22 protein-coding genes and 1 pseudogene are annotated in these 20,802 nt (G+C 63.3%); 10 read left to right on the forward strand and 13 right to left on the reverse strand.

Annotation, left to right across the window (positions count from 1 at the left end; translation table 11 throughout):
- Window positions 1–31 precede the first annotated feature (31 nt).
- Both AC07NT_RS04685 and lexA read right to left on the reverse strand, forming a co-directional pair.
- Window positions 32–319: a hypothetical protein gene (locus tag AC07NT_RS04685; RefSeq protein ID WP_498597591.1), complete on the reverse strand. Its 288-nt coding sequence runs from the start codon at window positions 317–319 to the stop codon at window positions 32–34.
- A gap of 31 nt (window positions 320–350) precedes the next feature.
- Window positions 351–1,034, reverse strand: a complete 684-nt coding sequence (lexA, locus tag AC07NT_RS04690) for a transcriptional repressor LexA (RefSeq protein WP_498597590.1) — start codon at window positions 1,032–1,034, stop codon at window positions 351–353.
- Between the two features lie 106 nt (window positions 1,035–1,140).
- On the opposite strand from lexA, the gene AC07NT_RS04695 reads away from it, so the two are divergent.
- The gene (locus AC07NT_RS04695) at window positions 1,141–2,097 is read left to right on the forward strand and encodes an asparaginase (RefSeq protein WP_498597589.1); all 957 of its coding nucleotides are present in this window, start codon (window positions 1,141–1,143) and stop codon (window positions 2,095–2,097) included.
- Between the two features lie 71 nt (window positions 2,098–2,168).
- On the opposite strand, the gene adk is transcribed toward AC07NT_RS04695, so the two are convergent.
- From adk to AC07NT_RS04725, 6 genes are all read right to left on the reverse strand, one after another.
- Window positions 2,169–2,825 carry an adenylate kinase gene (adk, locus tag AC07NT_RS04700; protein WP_498597588.1) on the reverse strand — a complete coding sequence of 219 codons (657 nt, stop codon included), beginning with the start codon at window positions 2,823–2,825 and terminating at the stop codon, window positions 2,169–2,171.
- Window positions 2,826–2,974: 149 nt separating this feature from the next.
- Window positions 2,975–3,736, reverse strand: a complete 762-nt coding sequence (gene kdsB, locus AC07NT_RS04705) for a 3-deoxy-manno-octulosonate cytidylyltransferase (RefSeq protein ID WP_498597587.1) — start codon at window positions 3,734–3,736, stop codon at window positions 2,975–2,977.
- A 4-nt stretch (window positions 3,737–3,740) separates the two neighbouring features.
- A complete protein-coding gene (locus AC07NT_RS04710; protein ID WP_498597586.1) occupies window positions 3,741–3,923 on the reverse strand; it encodes a Trm112 family protein in 183 nt (60 codons plus the stop codon).
- Window positions 3,904–4,935 (reverse strand): tetraacyldisaccharide 4'-kinase, encoded by a 1,032-nt coding sequence (lpxK, locus tag AC07NT_RS04715; protein ID WP_498597585.1) that lies wholly within the window; start codon window positions 4,933–4,935, stop codon window positions 3,904–3,906. The genes AC07NT_RS04710 and lpxK overlap by 20 nt, the downstream gene beginning before the upstream one ends.
- 5 nt (window positions 4,936–4,940) lie before the next feature.
- The gene (locus AC07NT_RS04720; RefSeq protein WP_498597584.1) at window positions 4,941–5,375 is read right to left on the reverse strand and encodes an ExbD/TolR family protein; all 435 of its coding nucleotides are present in this window, start codon (window positions 5,373–5,375) and stop codon (window positions 4,941–4,943) included.
- Entirely contained in the window at window positions 5,372–6,007 is a 636-nt protein-coding gene (locus AC07NT_RS04725) for a MotA/TolQ/ExbB proton channel family protein (RefSeq protein WP_498597583.1), read from the reverse strand. The genes AC07NT_RS04720 and AC07NT_RS04725 overlap by 4 nt, the downstream gene beginning before the upstream one ends.
- 350 nt (window positions 6,008–6,357) lie before the next feature.
- Here AC07NT_RS04725 and xseA point away from each other — a divergent pair, with 350 nt between their 5' ends.
- Window positions 6,358–7,653 carry an exodeoxyribonuclease VII large subunit gene (gene xseA / locus AC07NT_RS04730; protein ID WP_498597582.1) on the forward strand — a complete coding sequence of 432 codons (1,296 nt, stop codon included), beginning with the start codon at window positions 6,358–6,360 and terminating at the stop codon, window positions 7,651–7,653.
- Window positions 7,654–7,716: 63 nt separating this feature from the next.
- Here the strand turns inward: xseA and AC07NT_RS04735 are convergent, their stop codons facing one another.
- Both AC07NT_RS04735 and AC07NT_RS04740 read right to left on the reverse strand, forming a co-directional pair.
- Window positions 7,717–8,298: a urate hydroxylase PuuD gene (locus AC07NT_RS04735; protein ID WP_498597581.1), complete on the reverse strand. Its 582-nt coding sequence runs from the start codon at window positions 8,296–8,298 to the stop codon at window positions 7,717–7,719.
- A gap of 26 nt (window positions 8,299–8,324) precedes the next feature.
- Complete coding sequence (locus AC07NT_RS04740) at window positions 8,325–8,489, reverse strand: hypothetical protein (protein ID WP_498597580.1); 165 nt, start codon at window positions 8,487–8,489, stop codon at window positions 8,325–8,327.
- Here AC07NT_RS04740 and AC07NT_RS04745 point away from each other — a divergent pair.
- A pseudogene (locus AC07NT_RS04745) lies at window positions 8,488–9,068 on the forward strand (superoxide dismutase). The gene AC07NT_RS04740 and the pseudogene AC07NT_RS04745 sit on opposite strands and share 2 nt — an antisense overlap.
- A gap of 315 nt (window positions 9,069–9,383) precedes the next feature.
- Window positions 9,384–11,621 (forward strand): NADP-dependent isocitrate dehydrogenase, encoded by a 2,238-nt coding sequence (locus AC07NT_RS04750; RefSeq protein WP_498597579.1) that lies wholly within the window; start codon window positions 9,384–9,386, stop codon window positions 11,619–11,621.
- A gap of 100 nt (window positions 11,622–11,721) precedes the next feature.
- Here AC07NT_RS04750 and AC07NT_RS04755 read toward each other — a convergent pair whose 3' ends face one another.
- Complete coding sequence (locus AC07NT_RS04755; protein WP_498597578.1) at window positions 11,722–12,177, reverse strand: DUF192 domain-containing protein; 456 nt, start codon at window positions 12,175–12,177, stop codon at window positions 11,722–11,724.
- 176 nt (window positions 12,178–12,353) lie between these two features.
- On the opposite strand from AC07NT_RS04755, the gene icd reads away from it, so the two are divergent.
- The 3 genes from icd (at window position 12,354) to clpA (ending at window position 16,587) form a co-directional block, all read left to right on the forward strand.
- Entirely contained in the window at window positions 12,354–13,607 is a 1,254-nt protein-coding gene (icd, locus tag AC07NT_RS04760) for an NADP-dependent isocitrate dehydrogenase (protein ID WP_498597577.1), read from the forward strand.
- 175 nt (window positions 13,608–13,782) lie between these two features.
- Window positions 13,783–14,142, forward strand: a complete 360-nt coding sequence (gene clpS / locus AC07NT_RS04765; RefSeq protein WP_498597576.1) for an ATP-dependent Clp protease adapter ClpS — start codon at window positions 13,783–13,785, stop codon at window positions 14,140–14,142.
- 117 nt (window positions 14,143–14,259) lie between these two features.
- On the forward strand, window positions 14,260–16,587 hold the full coding sequence (clpA, locus tag AC07NT_RS04770; protein WP_498597575.1) for an ATP-dependent Clp protease ATP-binding subunit ClpA: 2,328 nt from the start codon (window positions 14,260–14,262) through the stop codon (window positions 16,585–16,587).
- Between the two features lie 69 nt (window positions 16,588–16,656).
- Here the strand turns inward: clpA and AC07NT_RS04775 are convergent, their stop codons facing one another.
- Window positions 16,657–17,700 carry an extracellular solute-binding protein gene (locus AC07NT_RS04775; RefSeq protein WP_498597574.1) on the reverse strand — a complete coding sequence of 348 codons (1,044 nt, stop codon included), beginning with the start codon at window positions 17,698–17,700 and terminating at the stop codon, window positions 16,657–16,659.
- Window positions 17,701–17,740: 40 nt separating this feature from the next.
- On the opposite strand from AC07NT_RS04775, the gene AC07NT_RS04780 reads away from it, so the two are divergent.
- Complete coding sequence (locus AC07NT_RS04780) at window positions 17,741–18,694, forward strand: patatin-like phospholipase family protein (protein ID WP_498597573.1); 954 nt, start codon at window positions 17,741–17,743, stop codon at window positions 18,692–18,694.
- Between the two features lie 199 nt (window positions 18,695–18,893).
- On the opposite strand, the gene AC07NT_RS04785 is transcribed toward AC07NT_RS04780, so the two are convergent.
- Window positions 18,894–19,436: a phasin family protein gene (locus AC07NT_RS04785; protein WP_498597572.1), complete on the reverse strand. Its 543-nt coding sequence runs from the start codon at window positions 19,434–19,436 to the stop codon at window positions 18,894–18,896.
- 228 nt (window positions 19,437–19,664) lie between these two features.
- Between AC07NT_RS04785 and AC07NT_RS04790 the strand changes: the two genes are divergently transcribed.
- Together AC07NT_RS04790 and AC07NT_RS04795 are read left to right on the forward strand one after the other, a co-directional pair.
- Window positions 19,665–20,108: an acyl-CoA thioesterase gene (locus AC07NT_RS04790; RefSeq protein WP_498597571.1), complete on the forward strand. Its 444-nt coding sequence runs from the start codon at window positions 19,665–19,667 to the stop codon at window positions 20,106–20,108.
- Between the two features lie 5 nt (window positions 20,109–20,113).
- The gene (locus AC07NT_RS04795; protein WP_498597570.1) at window positions 20,114–20,800 is read left to right on the forward strand and encodes a nitroreductase; all 687 of its coding nucleotides are present in this window, start codon (window positions 20,114–20,116) and stop codon (window positions 20,798–20,800) included.
- Window positions 20,801–20,802 lie beyond the last annotated feature (2 nt).

The raw sequence follows: 20,802 nt of genomic DNA on the forward strand, positions 1-20,802 counted from the left end.
CATGGTGGCAGGGTGCGGCGACGGAAAGGGCTCAGTGGCGTGCGGCTTCGCAGGCGGCCAGACGGTCGAGTTCGGCGCAGACGTCGGCCATACGGCCGGAGATCACCATGCGACCGACCTGCGAGCGGGGTTGGCCGGCTTCCATGACGCGCACCACGCGCAGCGGGCGTTGCATGGGGCGGCTGCGTACGGCGGCCAGGGCCGGGTTGCGTACGGATGGCAGCGCAGGAGCCATCATGGCGGGCCGACCGGGCGTAGCGGGTGCCAGCCAGCGCAGCAGGCCTTGCAGGGGAGTCCAGAGGGCGTAGGCGGTGTTCATCGTTGACCTTTCGGGGCGGGACGCAGCGCGTTCACATGAGCATGGTGTTGCGGATCAGGCCGACGGCCAGACCCTCAATCTCAAAGGGGTCACCCGGCTCGACCACGATGGTCTGGTAGTCGGGATTTTCGGGCAGCAGTTCGATCAGGTGCTTGTTGCGGCGAAAGCGCTTGACCGTGACCTCGTCACCCAGGCGCGCCACGACGATCTGGCCATTCTTGGCGTCCTTGGTGGACTGCACGGCCAGCAGGTCGCCGTCCATGATGCCGGCGTCGCGCATGGACATGCCGCGCACCTTGAGCAGGTAGTCGGGCTTGCGCTGGAACAGCGAGCTCTCGACGTAATAGGTCTGGTCTACATGTTCCTGCGCGAGAATGGGCGAACCGGCAGCCACACGCCCGATCAGGGGCAGGGCCAGTTGGGACAGGTCCGGCATGGGCAGGGAGAATTGCTTGATGCGCGATTCATTGATGGAACGCAGCGCCTCGCCTTGCAGGCGGATGCCACGCGAGGTGCCGCTGACCAGTTCGATCACGCCCTTGCGCGCCAAGGCCTGCAGATGCTCTTCGGCGGCGTTGGCCGACTTGAAGCCCAGTTCGGTGGCGATTTCGGCGCGCGTGGGCGGGGCGCCGGTGCGCGCAATGGCGCTCTGGATCAGGTCCAGAATCTGCTGCTGGCGGGCGGTCAGCTTGATCGGGTACTGCGGCAGGTCCATCGTGGCGACTCCTGTGGGTTGGATGGCAAGACGGCACTGTCTCGATATCCAGTAACTGTATTTTTAACCAGTTTCTAGGGAATTGCAAGTGGGGCAAGGAAAAATCGTGGTTTTGGGCACGGGAGGCACCATCGCCGGCCTGGCCGCCAGCGCGGCCGACAGCCGTGACTACGTGGCTGCGCAGAAGCCGGTAGGAGAGCTGTTGGCCGGTTTTGCGGCACCCGGCGGTAGCGAGCTGCTGAGCGAGCAGGTGGCCCAGATCGACAGCAAAGACATGGACCTGGTCGTATGGCAGAAGTTGTTACAACGCTGTGTTCACTGGCTGGCCCAGGCCGACGTGCAGGGGCTGGTCATCACCCATGGCACCGACACGCTGGAGGAGACTGCCTTTCTGTTGCAGACCCTTCTGGCGCCGCGCAAGCCCGTGGTGCTGACCTGTGCCATGCGCCCGGCCAATGCCCCGGATACCGACGGCCCGCAGAACCTGCGGGATGCTCTGGCGGTGGCCGCCTGCGCTGGGGCCCAGGGCGTGCTGGTCGTCTGTGCAGGTCGCATCCTCGGCGCGCAGGATGTGCAGAAGGTGCACAGTTCTAGGCTTGATGCCTTCAGCGCGGGCGAGGCGGGTGACGTCGGGCGAGTGCATCAGGGGCGCGTCGAGCGCGTACGTGACTGGCCCCTGTCGCAGCTACCCCAGGAGACTTTGCTGGAAGCCGTTCTGGGAGCCCCGGCCATGCCGCGCGTCGAGATCCTGCTCAGCCATGCCGCGGCCTGTGGTGCCACGGTCGATGCCCTGGCTGATCCGACGGTTGCTGCCCGGTACGGCGCCCCCCCCCTGCACGGTCTGGTGCTGGCCGGCACAGGTGGCGGCACGGTGCATCGAGAACTGGAGGCCGCTCTGCGACGGGCGCAGGTGGCGGGAGTCCGGGTGCGGCGCAGCACGCGCTGCGCTGATGGTTTTCTGCAGCCCAGGCCTGCCGACGAGTTTCCCGTGGCGGTGGGCCTGAGCCCGGTCAAGGCGCGGCTGGCCCTGATGCTGGAGCTGTTGGCTGAAGGCGAAACTTAAAGTTAAAGGGGCGGCACAAAAAACAAACGCCCCGCGGCAGGTGCGGGGCGTAGGCTGGAAGCGGGAGTCTCCTATTTGGCCAGTGCCTGCAGCGCGCGTGCCGTGATGTCTTCCACACTGCCCATGCCGCTGATGGCGCGGTACTGGGGCGCGGCGGCCGGATCCTTCTTGGCCCAGCTGCTGTAGTAGTCCACCAGGGGGCGGGTCTGGGCGCTGTAGACGTCCAGACGCTTCTTGACGGTCTCTTCCTTGTCGTCCTCGCGCTGCACCAGCGGTTCGCCGGTCACGTCGTCCTTGCCAGCGACCTTGGGCGGGTTGAACTTCACATGATAGGTGCGGCCCGAAGCAGGGTGTGAACGGCGACCGCTCATGCGTTCGATGATGGCCTCGAAGGGCACGTCGATTTCCAGCACGTAGTCCAGCTTCACGCCGGCCGCCTTCATGGCATCGGCTTGCGGGATGGTCCGCGGGAAACCGTCGAACAGGAAGCCCTTGGCGCAATCGGGCTGGGCGATGCGTTCCTTGACCAGGTTGATGATCAGGTCGTCACTGACCAGCGCACCCGATTCCATGACCGCCTTGGCCTGCAGGCCCAAGGGGGTTCCGGCCTTCACGGCGGCGCGCAGCATGTCGCCGGTGGAGATTTGCGGGATGCCGTATTTCTGGCAGATATAGGCGGCTTGCGTGCCCTTGCCGGCGCCGGGTGCGCCCAACAGGATCAGTCTCATGGATACCTCGGATGTTTTGGTGTTTTTTGCCAGCGAAAGCACCATGGCGGTGCAGATCGGCTGCATGACTGCGTTGAGGATAGCATGCCGTAACCTGAATGAAACTTACAGCCGCCAGGGCTGTTTTCCCCGCAACCTGCGGGGGCGTTTCAGGCGGCAAACAGCCGGCGTACGCGAGCCAGGTCTTCGGGGGTGTCCACACCCGCGCCTGGGGCCTGCTGCGTCACGTGCACGGCGATGCGGTGGCCGTGCCACATGGCACGCAACTGCTCCAGCGCCTCGGTGACCTCGATGGGAGCCTGCGGCAGCCTGGGGAATTGGCGCAGAAAGCCGGCGCGGTAGCCATAGATGCCGATGTGGCGCAGGGGCGCCGGATCGGGCAGGGTCTTCACACCCTGGGCAAACCCGTCGCGCCACCAGGCGATGGGCGCACGGCTGAAATACAGCGCCAGATCGCGCGCATCGAGCACCACCTTGACCACGTTGGGGTTCACAAAATCGGCCACATCGTGGATGGGGTGGGCGGCCGTGCTCATGCTGGCCTCGGGGCGTAGGCGTAACAGCTCGGCCACGGCCGAGACCAGCGCGGGATCGATCAGCGGCTCGTCGCCCTGCACATTGACGACCAGGGCCTCGTCGGGCAGGCCCAGCAGATCACAGGCCTCGGCCAGGCGGTCGCTGCCGCTGGGATGGTCGACGCGTGTGAGCACGGCCTCAACGCCCTGCTGCTCGCAGGCCCGCAGGATGTCGGGGCTGTCGCCCGCGACCACCACCCGCGTGCCTGCCGGCATGCCGCTGCTGACGCGCTGGGCCACGCGCACGATCATGGGTAGGCCGGCGATATCGGCCAGCGGTTTGTTGGGCAGGCGGGTCGAGGCCAGCCGCGCCGGGATCAGGACGGTGAAGGACATGGCTTCAGAGTCCGAGTTCTTCGTCGCTCAGGGTGCGTGCCTCGTTTTCCAGCAGCACAGGGATGCCGTCGCGGATCGGGTAGGCCAGGCGGGCGCTGCGCGAGGTCAGTTCCTGCTTCTCACGGTTGTATTCGAGCGGGCCCTTGGTCACGGGGCAGACCAGCAGTTCAAGGAGTCGGGTGTCCATGTGGGGATGATAGCCGCGTCGCTTCGAGCAGGCGGTCCAGTGCGGCGTAAAAAGCGGGCTCGGGCGCGAAGTTCAGCGGCACTGCCAGCGCGTCGGGGTGGTGGGCCCAGAGCTTGAGGGCGTCCTTCTCGGTGCACAGCAGGGTGTAATCCCGGTCGAGCGGGCGTTGCCATCCGGCGTAGTCGTCGTGGTCGGGCCGGGCCGCGGTAAGCGACAGCGGCAGGCCCAGTGCCTGGAGCATGTCGAAGAAGGCCTGGGGCCGTGCTGTGCCGGCGACGGCGAGCAGGGGGCGCCCATCCCGTGCCAGGGCCACCAGGTCCACGCGGCTGCCGTCACTGCGCACCGCCTGCATGGCCAGCGCACGTTGTGCGGTGTAGCCGGTGAAGGCCGGCCTGCTGCCGGTGTGCAACACCAGGTCCACATAACGCGGCCAGGGCTCGCGCAGGGGGCCGGCCGGTAGCAGGAGGCCATTGCCAACGCCGCGGTCGTCGAAGACGCAGATCTCGATATCGCGCGCCAGCGCGTAGTGCTGCAGGCCATCGTCGCTGACCAGCACGTCGGTTTGCGGATAGGCCTGCAGCAGGGCGTGCGCGGCTTCGATGCGGCGTGTCGCCACAAAGACCGGTACGCCGGTGTTGCGGTGAATCAGGGCTGGCTCGTCGCCCACGTCGTGCACAGGACTGTCGGCGCGTACTTCGCGGCAGTCCAGGGTGCGACGACCATAACCACGCGAGACCACGCCAGGGTGCAGGCCGCGTGACTGCAGGTGTTTGACCAGGGCCATCACCACAGGTGTCTTGCCGGCGCCGCCGACCACGACATTGCCAACCACGATGACGGGCACCGGCAGCACGTGCCGGCGCAGGAAACCGCTGAGGTAGAGGCCTTGCCTCAGGCGCACCAGCAGGCCCATGAGCAGGGACAGCGGCCACAGGGCCCAGGCCAGCGGGCCACGCCGCTGCCAGCTGGCTATAAGGGTGCGTTGCCAGGCCGGCTGCGAGGGGCTGGCCATGACCTTCAGCGGCCGCCCGCCTGCGCCGAGGACTGGGTGGCGAAGGTGATCTGCGTCAGGCCGGCGCGCCGCGCCGCTTCCATCACGGTGATCACGGACTGGTGGCGGGCGCTGGCATCGGCGCTGATGATGACCACCGTGTCCTTGCCAGCCTTGGCGGCCTGAAGCAGGGCAGCGACAACGGACTCCACGCTGCGGCCTTCGACGGCCGCGCGGTTGACGACGTAGTTGCCCTCGCTGCTGACCGCCACGATGACTTCCTTGGGGTAGTCGCGCTGGGCATCGGTATCGGCCACCGGCAGGCGCAACTGCATCTCGGTGAACTTGCTGTAGGTGGTCGACAGCATCAGGAAGATCAGGATCACCAGCAGCACGTCGATGAAGGGGATCAGGTTGATCTCCGGTTCCTCGCGGCTGGGGCGGCGGAAATGCAGCTTCATGAGGGCGTGCGCAGCGTCGCCAGGTGCTGCAGCAGGCGCTCGCCGGCCTGCTCCAGCGTCAGCAGGTATTCGTCGACGCGGGCGCGGAAATAGCGCCAGAAGATCAGGGCCGGAATCGCGATGATCAGGCCGAAGGCGGTGTTGTACAGGGCGATCGAGATGCCGTGCGCCAACTGGGCCGGGTTGCCACCGGTGGCGCCACCCGCAGGGGCCTGCGAGCCGAAGATGTCGATCATGCCGATCACGGTGCCGAACAGGCCCATGAGCGGGGCCACGGAAGCAATGGTGGCCAGGGCGCTGAGGTAGCGCTCCAGGCGGTGGGTCACCACACGGCCGCTGCTTTCCAGCGCATTGCGCAATTCCTCGTCGCTGCTGGTCGGTTTGGTATGCAAGGCCTGCAGGCCGCTGGCCAGGATCTCCCCCAGGGCCGAGTTCTTCTCAAGCTGGGCGATGACTTCGGGTGTGGGCAGCGCGGTGCTGGAGGCCTTGAGTACCTCGTCCAGCAGTTGCGGGGGGGCGACCTTGGCGGTCTTGAGGCTCAGGAAGCGTTCGATGATCAGGGCCAATCCGAGGATGGAGCAAATGATCAGGGGCCAGATCGGCCAACCAGCGGCTTGTATGATGGAAAACAAAGGGATCCTCCACGCGAATGTGCGGTGCGATTATGACCGAGGCCGATGCACGCACCTCTGTCGGTGCATCGCGCATCCCGGTTCGGGCGTGCATGGGGCCAAAGCCGCCAGGTAGCCCACAGTTCATGTGGATAACTTTGTGTAGAACTGTTGGGTAGCTGCTCCGATGCACCTGTTCATGCGCGTTTGCGACAAAACGATGACAAAAAAGGCAGATAAAAAACCAATGAAATCAATGACTTGCACGGAAAAATCAGGCCCTGAGGTGGATATGGTCCGGTCCGGGCAGTTGCTGGGCCGTTGTGGAGTAGTCCCTGGTGGCCGCCCTCGCGCAAGCCGCATGGTTGCTTATGTCCGAGCCTGAAAACCCAATTGGCACGCCGCGTATCTGGCAGGTTGGCGCGCTGTGCCGCGCCATTGCTGATGCCTTGGAGTCGCGCTTCAATCCTGTCGCGGTGCGCGGCGAGATTTCAGGCTTCAATCGCGCGCCCAGCGGGCATTGTTACTTTGCGCTGAAGGACGAAAGCGGACAGATCCGCTGCGCCATGTTCCGCCGCGCGGCCGGTCTGCTGGACTTCACGCCGCGCGACGGTGAACTGGTAGAAGTGCGTGGCCGCCTGGGTGTCTATGAGCCGCGGGGTGATTTGCAGCTCATCGTCGAATCCATGTCCCGCGCCGGCCAGGGAGCCCTGTTCGAGCAGTTCCTGCGCCTCAAGGCCAAGCTGGAGGCCGACGGCCTGTTCGATGCCTCCCGCAAGCGCGAATTGCCTGCCATGCCCCGCGGCATCGGCCTGGTGACCTCGCTGGGGGCCGCTGCCCTGCACGACGTGGTCACGGCCCTGCAGCGGCGTGTGCCGCACATCCCGGTGTTCCTGGCGCCCGCTTCGGTGCAGGGGGCGGCGGCGCCGGCCGAGCTGGTGGCGGCCCTGCAGCAGCTGTATGTGCAGGCGCAGCAGGGCAGGGTGGATGTCATCCTGCTGGTGCGTGGTGGTGGCTCCATGGAAGACCTCTGGGCTTTCAACGACGAGCGGCTGGCCCGTACCCTGGTGCAAAGCCCGGTGCCGGTGGTCAGTGGCGTGGGCCACGAAACCGACTTCACGATCGCCGACTTCGTGGCCGATCTGCGGGCACCCACACCCACGGCGGCAGCCGAACTGGTGGCGGAGGCACGCAGTGTCGCGTTGGGGGCGCTGGAGCAGTTGCAGGAACGCCTGCAGGAGGCGCTGCAATGGCAGCTGGATCGCCAGAATCAGCGCTTGGACCTGGCCGTTGGCCGACTGGGTCGGCCTTCGGTCCTGGTGGCCCGACAGCAACTGGCACTCTCGGCTCAGGCCCAGCGTCTGCGTCACGCCGCCACCCACGTACTGAGTCAGCGTTCGCGCGACCTGCAGCAATGGCGCAAGGCATGGCCGCAGTCCGTGCAACGCGGGCTGCAGTCTCAACAGCAGAGGGTGGAACGCGCAGGCCTGCGCCTGCAATTGCTGGACCCCACACTGGTGTTACAGCGCGGATATGCATGGGTCAGCAATGAACGCCATGAGGCGGTGACCCGCGCGCGCGGGCTGCTGCCGGGGCAGGCCCTGCATTTGCATTTCGCCCAGGGTCAGGCGGATGTGAGCGTCACGGCCGTGCAGGACAAGGACTAGGCCGATCTCCCAATAAAAAAAGGGCCGCAGCTCGCGGCCCTTTTTGTCTGAGCGATCTGTGGATTACAGGCCGCCGTTTTGCTGGGCCACCATGCAGAACAGCATGGGGATAGAGAACATGGTGTTGAAGCGCGAGGTCAGCATGGCCAGACGGGCTGCCTTGGCCTTTTCAGCGGCTTCCACCGTGACGATGCCCAGCGCCTTCTTCTGGTTCGGCCAGATGATGAACCAGACGTTGAAGGCCATCACCAAGGCCAGCCACATGCCAATGCCGATGGCCGTGAAGGGCTTCTGCAGCATCAGCGCGGCGCCGATGTAGCCACTCATGGTGGCCAGCAGCAGGCCGGTGACCACGGTGGCCAGGGCGGACCAGCGGAACCAGAACAGGGCGGTCGGCGCGATCACCTTGCTCACGGCCGGCTTCTGCTCGTCCGGAATCTTGGGCATCGAGGGGATCTGCACGAAGTTGAAGTACCAGAGCAGGCCGATCCACATGACACCGCACAGGACGTGCAGCCAGCGCATCACGAAAGTGGCCCAGGCATGGCTGGGGCTGACGTTGCCGCCGGCCACCAGTACCAAGACCACCAGCAGTACCACACCGGCCAGCACGGTCCGGCCCAGCGATTGGAAAATAGCACCCATCTGTTGACTCCTTTTGTTGATTCAGGTCAAAAGGAATTATGGCTGAAGGATTGCCAGCGCGGATGGCCGCTGTGGCTTTCAGACCACCTTGTCATCGGCAAGGTTGCTTCGTCGGTCCTGCGCGGGCCGACGCGCTGCTTCTTACAATCGGCGCCTTCGGCCTTTTCATAACAACCCATCGAGGATTTCATGGAACACACCCTGCCCCCCTGCCTTATGCCATCGACGCCCTGGCCCCGCATTACTCCAAGGAGACGCTGGAGTTCCACCATGGCAAGCACCACAACGCCTATGTGGTGAACCTGAACAACCTGCAAAAGGGCACCGAATTCGAGAGCATGGACCTGGAGTCCATCGTCAAGAAGTCCAGCGGTGGTGTTTACAACAACTCTGCCCAGATCTGGAACCACACCTTCTTCTGGAACTGCATGAAGCCCAATGGCGGCGGTGAGCCCGCCGGCGCCCTGGCCAAGGCCATCATGGCCAAGTGGGGCAGCTATGCAGCCTTCAAGGAAGCTTTCGTGAAGTCCGCCGTGGGCAACTTCGGTTCCGGGTGGACCTGGTTGGTGAAGAAGGCTGACGGCTCGGTCGACATCGTCAACATGGGCGCTGCCGGCACCCCCCTGACCACGGCCGACAAGGCCCTGCTGACGGTGGACGTGTGGGAGCACGCCTACTACATCGACTATCGCAACCTGCGCCAGAAGTTCGTCGAGACCTTCCTCGACAAGCTGGTCAACTGGTCCTTCGCCGAAAAGAACTTCGGCTGATCGTCACGAGGTTCAGGCGGGGCTCGGAGGGCAACCTCCGGGCCCTTTTTGTTTGCGCTGGAGGCCGGGAACTGTCATGCTGGAAGTTGGTCCGGCGGCCGATCCGGAGGTGTTTGGTCTTCTATAAGACCTCTTCTATAAGACCTATGACAAATTATTTTGAGTTTTCTTGATACAAATTTCGTATTGTGAGATTTTGATTCAAAAAATGGGGTGTGGGTCAGCACACAGAAAGCAAAATCTCCCACCATCCGAAGCTAGTTTGTCGGCACATTCGGCCGATGCCTCGCCGGTACCGTTATCTGGAGATACGCAATGAGCAACCAGCAACCCACCATCATCTACACGCTGACCGACGAAGCCCCGCTGTTGGCGACCAGTTCCTTTCTGCCCATCATCCGCACCTTCACCGCGCCGGCGGGTGTGCATGTAGAGACCAGCGACATCTCGGTGGCCGGCCGCATCCTGGGCCAGTTCCCTGAATACCTGACCGAGGCCCAGCGCGTGCCCGATTCGCTGACCGAACTGGGCAAGCTCACGCTCAAGCCCGAGGCCAACATCATCAAGCTTCCCAACATCAGCGCCTCTGTGTCCCAGCTGATGGCCGCCATCAAGGAACTGCAGGCCCAGGGCTACAAGATCCCGGACTACCCGGAAAACCCCAAGACCGAAGAAGAGAAGTCGATCAAGGCGCGCTACTCCAAGTGCACGGGCAGTGCCGTGAACCCGGTGCTGCGCGAGGGCAATTCCGACCGCCGTGCCCCGGCTGCCGTGAAGAACTACGCTCGCAAGAATCCGCATTCGATGGCCGAGTGGAGCCAGGCTTCGCGCACCCATGTCTCGCACATGCACCACGGCGACTTCTATCACGGTGAGAAGTCGATGACGCTGGACAAGGCGCGCGACGTCAAGATGGAGCTGATCACCAAGAGCGGCAAGACCATCGTGCTCAAGCCCAAGGTGGCCCTGCTGGAGCGCGAGGTGATCGACAGCATGTTCATGAGCAAGAAGGCGCTGCTCGAGTTCTATGAAAAGGAGATCGAGGACGCGCACAAGACGGGTGTCATGTTCTCGCTGCACGTCAAGGCCACGATGATGAAGGTGTCGCACCCCATCGTGTTCGGCCACTGCGTCAAGATCTTCTACAAGGATGCCTTTGCCAAGCACGGCAAGCTGTTCGATGAACTGGGCGTGAACGTCAACAACGGCATGGTCGATCTCTACAACAAGATCGCCACACTGCCGCAGTCCAAGCAGGAAGAGATCAAGCGCGATCTGCACGCCTGCCATGAGCACCGCCCCGAGTTGGCCATGGTGGATTCCGCCAAGGGCATCACCAATTTCCACTCACCCAACGACGTGATCGTGGATGCCTCCATGCCGGCCATGATCCGCGCTGGCGGCAAGATGTACGGTGCCGACGGTCGCCTCAAGGATGCCAAGGCCGTGATGCCCGAGAGCACCTTTGCCCGCATCTACCAGGAGATCATCAACTTCTGCAAGTGGCATGGCAACTTCGATCCGCGCACCATGGGCACGGTGCCTAACGTAGGCCTGATGGCCCAGCAGGCCGAGGAATACGGCTCGCACGACAAGACCTTCGAGATTCCCGAGGACGGCATGGCCAACATCACCGATCTGGCTACCGGCGAGGTGCTGATGAGCCAGAATGTGGAGCAGGGCGATATCTGGCGCATGTGCCAGGTCAAGGACGCCGCGATCCGTGACTGGGTCAAGCTGGCTGTCACGCGCGCGCGCAACTCGGGCATGCCGGTGGTGTTCTGGCTCGACCAGTACCGCCCGCACGAGGCTCAGCTCATTACCAAGGTCAAGATGTACCTGCACGAGCACGATACCGCAGGTCTGGATATCCAGATCATGTCGCAGGTGCGTGCCATGCGCTATACCCTCGAGCGCGTGATCCGCGGCCTGGACACCATCTCGGCCACCGGCAACATTCTGCGCGACTACCTGACCGACCTGTTCCCCATCATGGAGCTGGGTACCAGCGCCAAGATGCTGTCCATTGTGCCGCTGATGGCAGGTGGGGGCATGTACGAAACGGGTGCGGGCGGTTCCGCCCCCAAACACGTGCAGCAGCTGGTGGAAGAAAACCACCTGCGTTGGGATTCGCTGGGCGAATTCCTGGCGTTGGCCGTGTCGCTGGAAGAGCTGGGCATCAAGACCGGCAACAACAAGGCCAAGATCCTGGCCAAGACCTTGGACGCGGCCACCGGTAAGCTGCTGGACAACAACAAGAACCCCTCGCCCAAGACGGGGCAGCTGGACAACCGCGGCAGCCAGTTCTACCTGGCCATGTACTGGGCCCAGGAACTGGCGGCGCAGAAGGAAGACGCGGCCCTGGCGGCCAAATTCGGCCCGCTGGCCAAGCAGCTGACCGACGGCGAGCAGACCATCGTGGCCGAACTGGCCGCGGTGCAAGGCAAACCGGCCGATATTGGCGGCTATTACAAGCCCGATTTCGCCAAGCTCGATACCGTGATGCGCCCGAGCAAGACGCTGAACGCCGCGCTGGCGTCGGTCAAGGCTTAAGTCAAGCCGGCCAATGGGCAAGCCGGAGGGTCGGCTGCGAAGAAGCGACCAGGAAGGCCATGCCGTCCTGGTCGCTTTTGTTTTGTAGCGTGGCCGTTGATCAGGGGCGGCGTTCGAAGGGCTGGCCGCCCAGCTTGCTCCCGGCCTTGATCCCGCGTTTGGCGAACCAGCCCTGGTTCATCTCCAGCACATACCGCACCGGTTGGGTGGAGCAGTGGGAGTTCGTGGTTTGCGGCTTCATGTCGGCGAGATTGACGATGGTGCCATCGTCAGCCACGAAGGCGGCGGTCAGCGGCAGCAGGGTATTTTTCATCCAGAAGCACTGGGGGGACGGCTGTTCAAAGATGAAGAGCATGCCTTCGCTGGTGGGCATCTCCTTGCGAAACATGAGACCGGTGGCGCGCTGCTCATTCGTAGCGGCCACCTGGACGTGGATCAGGTGCATGCCTGCCGAAAGCGTGACGCGCGGCAGATGGAGTTGAGGGCTCTCCTGCGGCCAGACCAGCCCCGGCAAGGCGAAGAACAGGAAGGACAGGCGTAGGACGAAACGGTTCATGGAGGGGCGTGAAAACTGTAGGCCAGGACATTGTCTGTCATTCTCCGGACGGAGATGCAGGTCAACGGCATGGAAATAGAGACTAGAATTTATTCACAAGTTCAATCCGACGTGCGCCTGCGTCAAGCCCGGGTCGGCACCGTCTGTCTATGCACCCCTCACGGAGTTCCGCTTCCATGTACCAGCACATCCAGGTGCCCAGCCTAGGCCAGAAAATCACCGTCAACGCCGACAAGTCGCTCCATGTGCCGGATGAGCCCATCATCCCGTATATCGAGGGGGACGGCACTGGGCTGGATATCACGCCGGTGATGCTGCGGGTGGTCAATGCTGCCGTCGAGAAAGCCTACGGCGGCCGGCGCAAGATCCACTGGATGGAGATGTACGCCGGCGAGAAGGCGACGCGGATCTACGGCCCCGATGTCTGGCTGCCCCAGGAGACCCTGGACGTGGCGCGCGAGTACGTGGTGTCCATCAAGGGCCCGCTGACCACCCCCGTGGGTGGCGGCATCCGCTCGCTCAACGTGGCCCTGCGCCAGGAGCTCGACCTCTACGTCTGCCTGCGTCCGGTGCAGTATTTCAAGGGCGTGCCTTCGCCTCTGAAGGAGCCTGAGAAGACGAATATGGTGATCTTCCGCGAGAACTCGGAAGACATCTACGCCGGCATCGAGTACGAGGCCGAGTCCGACCAGGCCAGGAAGCTGATCAAGTTCCTGGTGAACGAGATGGGCGTCAAGAAGATCCGTTTCCCCGATACTTCCGCAATCGGCGTCAAGCCCGTGTCCATCGAGGGCACCGAGCGCCTCATGCGCAAGGCCATCCAGTACGCCATCGACAACCACAAGCCCAATGTGACCATCGTGCACAAGGGCAACATCATGAAGTTCACCGAAGGGGGCTTCCGCGACTGGGCCTATGCCCTGGCCCAGAAGGAGTTCGGTGCGGAGCTGATCGACGGCGGGCCGTGGTGCAGGGTCCGGAACCCGAAATCCGGCAAGGACATTGTCATCAAGGATGTCATTGCCGATGCCTTCCTGCAGCAGATCCTGCTGCGCCCGGCGGAATACAGTGTGGTGGCCACGCTGAACCTCAATGGTGACTACGTTTCCGACGCCCTGGCGGCTCAGGTGGGCGGCATCGGCATTGCGCCCGGTGCCAACCTGTCCGATACCGTGGCCATGTTCGAAGCCACCCACGGGACGGCGCCGAAGTATGCCGGCAAGGACTACGTGAACCCGGGTTCAGAGATCCTGTCGGCCGAGATGATGCTGCGCCACATGGGTTGGAAGGAAGCCGCCGACCTGATCATCAGTTCCCTTGAAAAATCCATCCTGAGCAAGAAGGTCACCTACGACTTCGCTCGCCTCATGGAAGGTGCGACCCAGGTCAGCTGCTCCGGTTTTGGGCAGGTCATGATCGACCATATGTGATCTGCACTGTGATGGGGCGGCCGGCCCTGCCTGGGCGTAGTGACCGTCCACGGTTTGCAGGCTGCGGGCGGTTTTTTTCATGACGGACCGTCCAGCGGGCTTGAAGACCACAGGGATCGCCTCCAATTCAACCCCATGCAGGGCATGCCTGTGGTGTGCTCGATAGAATCAATCCATGGCAACGAAACCTCCAGCCAAAGCGCCGGTCCCACCCGTTCAGCAACCCAGCCGGGACGATGGAGGATCGGTGGTGCTCGAGCGACGCACCCAGAAAGTCAAGCCACCGCAGATGTACCAGGTGGTCATGCTCAACGATGATTACACCCCCATGGAATTCGTGGTGGTCGTGATCCAGGAGTTTTTCAGCAAGGATCTGGAGACTGCAACCCAGATCATGCTCAAGATCCATCTGGATGGCAAAGCCGTCTGCGGTGTCTATACCAAGGACGTGGCGGCGACCAAGGTGGACCAGGTGCTGGAGGCAGCGCATCGTGCAGGGCATCCCCTGCAGTGTCTGAGCGAGCCAGTCGAGTAAAAAAAGTAAAGATGTCAAGTAAGCAGGGAAAAGTTACTTTTCTTTGAAGCTGGAACTGTTGGACAGTCAGGCGAATCGGATTAAAGTAGATTTGTAAGCAAGGCAAAAGGAAGTCACATGATTGCCCAGGAATTGGAAGTCAGCCTCCACATGGCGTTTGTCGAGGCGCGTCAGCAACGCCATGAGTTCATCACCGTGGAGCATCTGCTGCTGGCCTTGCTCGACAACCCCAGTGCCGCCGAGGTCCTGCGCGCCTGCGCAGCCAACATCGACGACCTGCGCAAGTCGCTGGCCAACTTCATCAAGGACAACACCCCCCAGGTGGCCGGTAGCGACGATGTCGATACCCAGCCCACCCTGGGTTTCCAGCGCGTGATCCAGCGCGCCATCATGCACGTGCAGTCCACGGGCAGCGGCAAGAAGGAAGTCACCGGTGCCAACGTGCTGGTGGCCATCTTCGGCGAAAAGGATTCGCATGCGGTCTACTACCTGCACCAGCAGGGCGTGACGCGTCTTGACGTGGTCAACTTCATTGCCCACGGCATTAAGAAGAGCGACCCGCCCGAGACCGGCAAGGCCAGCGAAAGCTCGGGTGAAGCTGAAGAGGGCGCTGCCGCCGAAAAGGGCGACAGCAAGGCCTCGCCGCTCGAGCAGTACACCCAGAACCTGAACCAGGCCGCCAAGGATGGCAAGATCGACCCGCTGATCGGGCGCGAGTACGAGGTCGAGCGCGTGATCCAGATCCTGTGCCGCCGCCGCAAGAACAACCCCCTGCTGGTTGGGGAAGCCGGCGTGGGCAAGACCGCGATTGCAGAAGGCCTGGCCTGGCGCATCGTGCAGGGTGACGTGCCCGAGATCCTGGCCGAAGGCAATGTCTACTCGCTGGACATGGGCGCGTTGCTGGCCGGTACCAAATACCGTGGTGACTTCGAGCAACGCCTGAAAGGCGTGCTCAAGTCCCTCAAGGACAAGCCCAACGCCATCCTCTTCATCGACGAGATCCACACCCTGATCGGCGCTGGCGCCGCCTCGGGCGGTACGCTGGACGCGTCCAACCTGCTCAAGCCGGCGCTCTCCAGCGGCCAGCTCAAGTGCATCGGCGCGACCACTTTCACCGAGTACCGCGGCATCTTCGAGAAGGACGCGGCGCTGTCGCGCCGTTTCCAGAAGGTCGATGTGGTCGAGCCCAGCGTGCAGGAAACCATCGACATCCTCAAGGGCCTGAAGTCCCGTTTCGAGGAACACCACAACGTCAAGTACGCCACCGCGGCGCTGCAGGCGGCGGCTGAACTGTCGGCCAAGTACATCAACGACCGTCATCTGCCCGACAAGGCCATCGACGTCATTGACGAGGCCGGTGCTGCGCAGCGCATCCTCACGCCCTCCAAGCGCAAGAAGACCATCGGCAAGGCCGAGGTCGAGGAGATCGTGGCCAAGATCGCCCGCATCCCCCCGGCCAATGTGTCCAACGATGACCGCAGCAAGCTGCAGACCATCGAGCGCGACCTCAAGAGCGTGGTGTTCGGCCAGGACAAGGCCCTGGAAGTGCTGGCGGCCGCCGTGAAGATGGCGCGTTCCGGTCTGGGCCGGGCCGACAAGCCGATCGGCTCCTTCCTGTTCAGCGGCCCCACGGGCGTGGGCAAGACCGAGGCTGCCAAGCAGCTGGCCTACATCATGGGCATCGAGTTGATCCGTTTCGACATGTCGGAGTACATGGAGCGTCATGCGGTGAGCCGCCTGATCGGCGCGCCTCCGGGTTACGTCGGGTTCGACCAGGGCGGTCTGCTGACCGAGGCGGTTACCAAGAAGCCCCACGCGGTGCTGCTGCTGGACGAGATCGAGAAGGCGCATCCGGACATCTTCAACGTGCTGTTGCAGGTCATGGACCACGGCACACTGACCGACAACAACGGACGCAAGGCCGACTTCCGCAACGTCATCATCATCATGACGACGAATGCGGGCGCCGAGACCATGAACAAGTCGACCATCGGCTTCACGAATCCGCGCCAGGCCGGCGACGAGATGGGCGACATCAAGCGCCTGTTCACGCCGGAGTTCCGCAACCGCCTGGACGCCATGGTCAGCTTCAAGGCGCTGGACGAGAACATCATCCTGCGCGTGGTCGACAAGTTCCTGCTGCAGCTCGAGACCCAGCTGGCCGAGAAGAAGGTCGAAGTCACCTTCACCGACAAGCTGCGCAAGCACCTGGCCAAGAAGGGTTTCGATCCGCTCATGGGCGCGCGTCCCATGCAGCGGCTCATCCAGGACACGATCCGTCGCGCCTTGGCCGACGAGCTGCTCTTCGGTCGCCTGACCGAGGGTGGCCGCCTGACGGTGGACCTGGACGACAAGGACGAGAGCAAGACCGAGGTCACGCTCGACATCCAGCCTCTGCCCAAGAAGGAAGGCAAGGCCAAGCCTGAGGAAGCCACGGCCGATTGAGCGGTTTCTGGCTTCAAGGAAAAAGCCGGCCCATGGGCCGGCTTTTTCATGTGCGGGATACGCTGTTGATCAGCGGAAGCCTACGCGATCCAGTATCTGCTGCACCTTGACGGAGTTCTGTCCCACGACGCTGATCGGGATGGTCTCGCTCTTGAAGCTGTTGCCGCCCATGGCCTTGAGCGCGGGATTGTCCAGTTTCACACCGCGGGCGACCGGCCATTCGTTGTTGCCATTGGCGAAATGTTCCTGCGCCTGCGGGCTGGCCAGGTACTCCAGGAATTTCACGGCGTTGGCCTGGTTCTTGGCGTGCTTGGCCACCGCGCCGCCGGCGATGTTGACGTGGGTGCCCCAGCTGGACTGATTGGGGAAGACCACGCCGATGCGTTCCACCGCCGCCTGGTCCTCGGGCTTGTTCGAGCGCATCAGGCGCGCCAGATAGTAGGTGTTGGTCACGGCAATGGCGCACTCGCCCGAAGCCACGGCGCGAATCTGGTCGGTATCGCCGCCATTGGGCGCGCGCGCCATGTTGTCGACCATGCCCTTGAGCCAGGCTTCGGTCTTTTGCTCGCCCAGATGTTCGAACACCGAACCGAAGAGGGAGAGGTTGTAGGGGTGCGAACCGGAGCGTATGCACAAGCGGCCCTTGTTCTTGGCGTCGCCCAGTTCTTCATAGGTGTCGACGTCGTCGCGCTTGACCTTGATCTTGTCGTAGACGATGACGCGTGCGCGCGTAGAGAAGCCGTACCAGGAGGAAGCGCCGTCGGTACCTGCGGCACCACGCAGTTGCGAGGGAATGGCGGCGTCCAGGGCGGCAGACTTCACGGGCTGGAACAGGCCTTCGGCCTCGCCGCGCCACAGGCGGGCGGCGTCCACCAGCAGAATCACGTCGGCAGGGGAAGCCGCGCCCTCGGCGCGCAGTCGGGCCAGAATGCCGGCATCATCGGCGTCGACGCGATTGATCCGGATGCCGGTGTTGCGGGTGAACTGGCTGTAGAGGGCCTCGTCGCTCGGGTAGTGGCGGGCCGAATAGATGTTGACGACCTGATCCTGGGCCATGGTCTGGCCGGTGGTCAGCAGAGTAAAGAGGGAGAGGGTGAAAATTCGCTTGAGCATGGTCTCGCTGGCTTGAATTGGACATCAGATGATATACAAAATGAAAATCATTCTCAATAAAGCCCCCAATTTATGGGGCTGGTGGGGCCTGCTGGTCATGCTTTTGCTCACGCTGTCAGCCTGTTCGGTGAGTCCGCCCGCACAGGAGGCAGCGCCGCCGGGCGAGCCTCCAGCAGCGCTGACGCGCGTCCCGCGCATCGGATTGGCGCTGGGCGGCGGCGCGGCTAGGGGTTTTGCTCATGTGGGCGTGATCCAGGTGTTGGAGGAGGCCGGCATCAAGCCGGATCTGGTGACGGGCACCTCCGCTGGCAGCCTGGTGGCTGCGCTGCATGCCAGTGGGCGCACCGGTGCGCAGTTGCAGCGCATCGCCGAAACCATGGACGAGGCGACCTTTACCGACTGGACGCTACCGCTGTTCAGTCGTGGCATGCTGCGCGGTGACGCTCTGGCGCGATATATCCACCAGCAGGTCGGGGGCCGCCGCATCGAAGACCTGGCCATGCCCCTGGGCATCCTCGCCACGGATTTGCAAAGCGGACAGGGTGTGCTGTTCGAGCGTGGTGACATTGCTACGGCGGTACGGGCTTCAAGCGCCGTGCCGGGCCTGTTCCAGCCCGTGCTCATCAGCGGGCGTGAGTACGTGGACGGCGGCCTGGTAGCGCCGGTGCCGGTGCGCCAGGCACGGCAGATGGGGGCGGAGCTGGTCATTGCCGTCGACATCTCGCAGCAGCCCGAGGCCAATGCGCCGGGGGATGTCTTCCAGATCCTGTTGCAGACCTTTGCCATCATGGGCAAGAGCATCAACACCCTGGAGCTGAAAGGCCCCGATCTGGTTGTCGTGCGCCCTGCCCTGGGGCGCATCTCGGGGGCGGACTTTGCCGCGCGCAACCGCGCCATCCAGGCCGGGCGTGCTGCCATGCTGCAGGCCCTGCCGCAACTGCGGCAGGCGATCGAGTCGGGCATGCGCCCCCTGCCAGCAGCGGTAGCGAAATAGGCAAAAAAAAGCCCCATCCGAGGATGAGGCTTTGAAGGGATCCCTGAACCTGATGGTTACGAAAGGACCCGAGGAGACAACCAGTGGAAAAACAAAAACTGTTTTGTCTTTCGATGAGTGAATTATGTCAGGGTTTTCCCGGGGTGTAAAGGCCTTTTGAAAAAGGCCTTCAAGACCAAGGGCTCTCCTGACCGTGGCATCAGCGCTTCTTGGCGGCCGTCTTGCCGGCTTCGACGGTGCTGACGGTGGCAGCCTTGAAATTCGACTCGGCCAGGGCCGCAGCCTGCTTGGCCGACTTCTGGGCCGTTTCCAGCACATTGTTGGCGGCAGCGACGGCGCTCTTCATCAGGGCAACAGCGGTTTCGGAACCGGCCGGGGCGTTCTGAGCCGTGCTGTCGACGACGTCCAGGAATTTCTTCTGGGCTTCGGCGATCTGGGCTTCGAAAGTCTTGCCGAATTCGGCACCGGTCACGGTGGCGATGTCATAGACCTCGCGGCTGTAGCTGGCGGCTTTTTCGCTCAGCGGTTGCAGCAGGCCGGATTGCAGGGCCAGCAGTTCCTGAGCGTCCTTGACGCTCAGCACGGTCTGCACCTGGCTGGCGGATTCGGCCAGCAGGGCCTTGGAAGCGGCCAGATTCAGTTCAACCAGCTTTTCCACGCCTTCGAAGGCTTTGCCGGTCAGACCAAAGAGGGTTTCAACATTGGCTTTGTTGGTAGCCAGGACTTGTTCGACGGTCAGCATAGGGAACTCCTTGAAGGAAGGGTTGGGGAACCATGTTTGCTGCATTGCAGCATGAGGCGAATTTTAGGCCTCCCGTTTCCGATTGCAAGGGGTTTTTGTTGCATTGCAGCAATTTAGGGGCGACGCCCTAGAAAGCCGTTGCCGCCGGCACCGAGTCACCTGGGCGTACTGGCCGCGCCGGTACGGGCCAGAACCCGTGCAGACGGGCTGGCAGAATCAGGCTTGAGCATGAATACCAAGACCGACAAACCGGGACCCGAGCGGCGCAGTGCCTACAAGGCCTTTCGCACGATCAGTACGCGCTGGATGGACAACGACGCCTATGGGCACGTCAACAACGTCGTCTATTACAGCTGGTTCGACACCGCCGTCAACGCCTGGCTGATCGAGCAAGGCCTGCTGGATATCCATGGGGGCGACACCATCGGACTGGTGATCGAGACCCAGTGCAACTACTTCGTTTCCCTGTCCTTCCCGCAAACCATCGAGGCGGGCATCCGTGTTGCCCGCTTGGGGACGTCCAGCGTCCGTTACGAGGTGGGTTTGTACGCCCAGGGCGAGGAGCTGGCCGCTGCCCAGGGGCATTTTGTGCACGTCTATGTGGACCGCCAGACCCGCCGTCCGGTGCCGCTTCCCACGGCCCTGCGCACCGCTCTTGCAACTCTGAGTTGAAACCCATGACCGTCGACGAAGCCATCCAGACGCGCATGTCCGTGCGCGCCTTCACGCCGCAGGCCGTGGCAACCGAACACATCCAGGACATCCTGGCCCTTTCCAGCCGGGCGCCCTCGGGCACCAACACCCAGCCCTGGAAGGTCTATGTGCTGCGAGGCGCCAGCCGTGACAGCCTGGTGGAGAAGGTGTGTGCCGCGCACGAGGCGTTGCGCGCCGATCCGGCGCTGGTCGCCGAGTACCGCGAGGAATACGACTACTACCCGGAGAAATGGGTCAGCCCCTACATCGACCGCCGGCGCGAAAACGGTTGGGGCCTGTACGGCCTGCTTGGCATCACCAAGGGCGACAAGGACAAGATGCACGCCCAGCACCAGCGCAACTTCCGTTTCTTCGATGCGCCGGTCGGCCTGATGTTCACGCTGGATCGCGTCATGGGACGTGGTTCCCTGGTGGACTACGGCATGTTCCTCGAAAACATCATGCTGGCGGCGCGCGAACGCGGCCTGCACACCTGTCCACAGGCGGCATGGAACGGTTTTGCCAGGATCATCCTGCCGCACATCGGGGCTGGCACGGACGAGATGCTGGTGTGTGGCATGGCGCTGGGGTATGCCGACAGCTCTGCCCTCGTGAACACCTTCCACACACCGCGCGAACCGGCATCGGCCTTCACGCACTGGCTGGACTGAGC

It is taken from the genome of Hylemonella sp. GW821-FHT10B10, assembly GCF_059415585.1.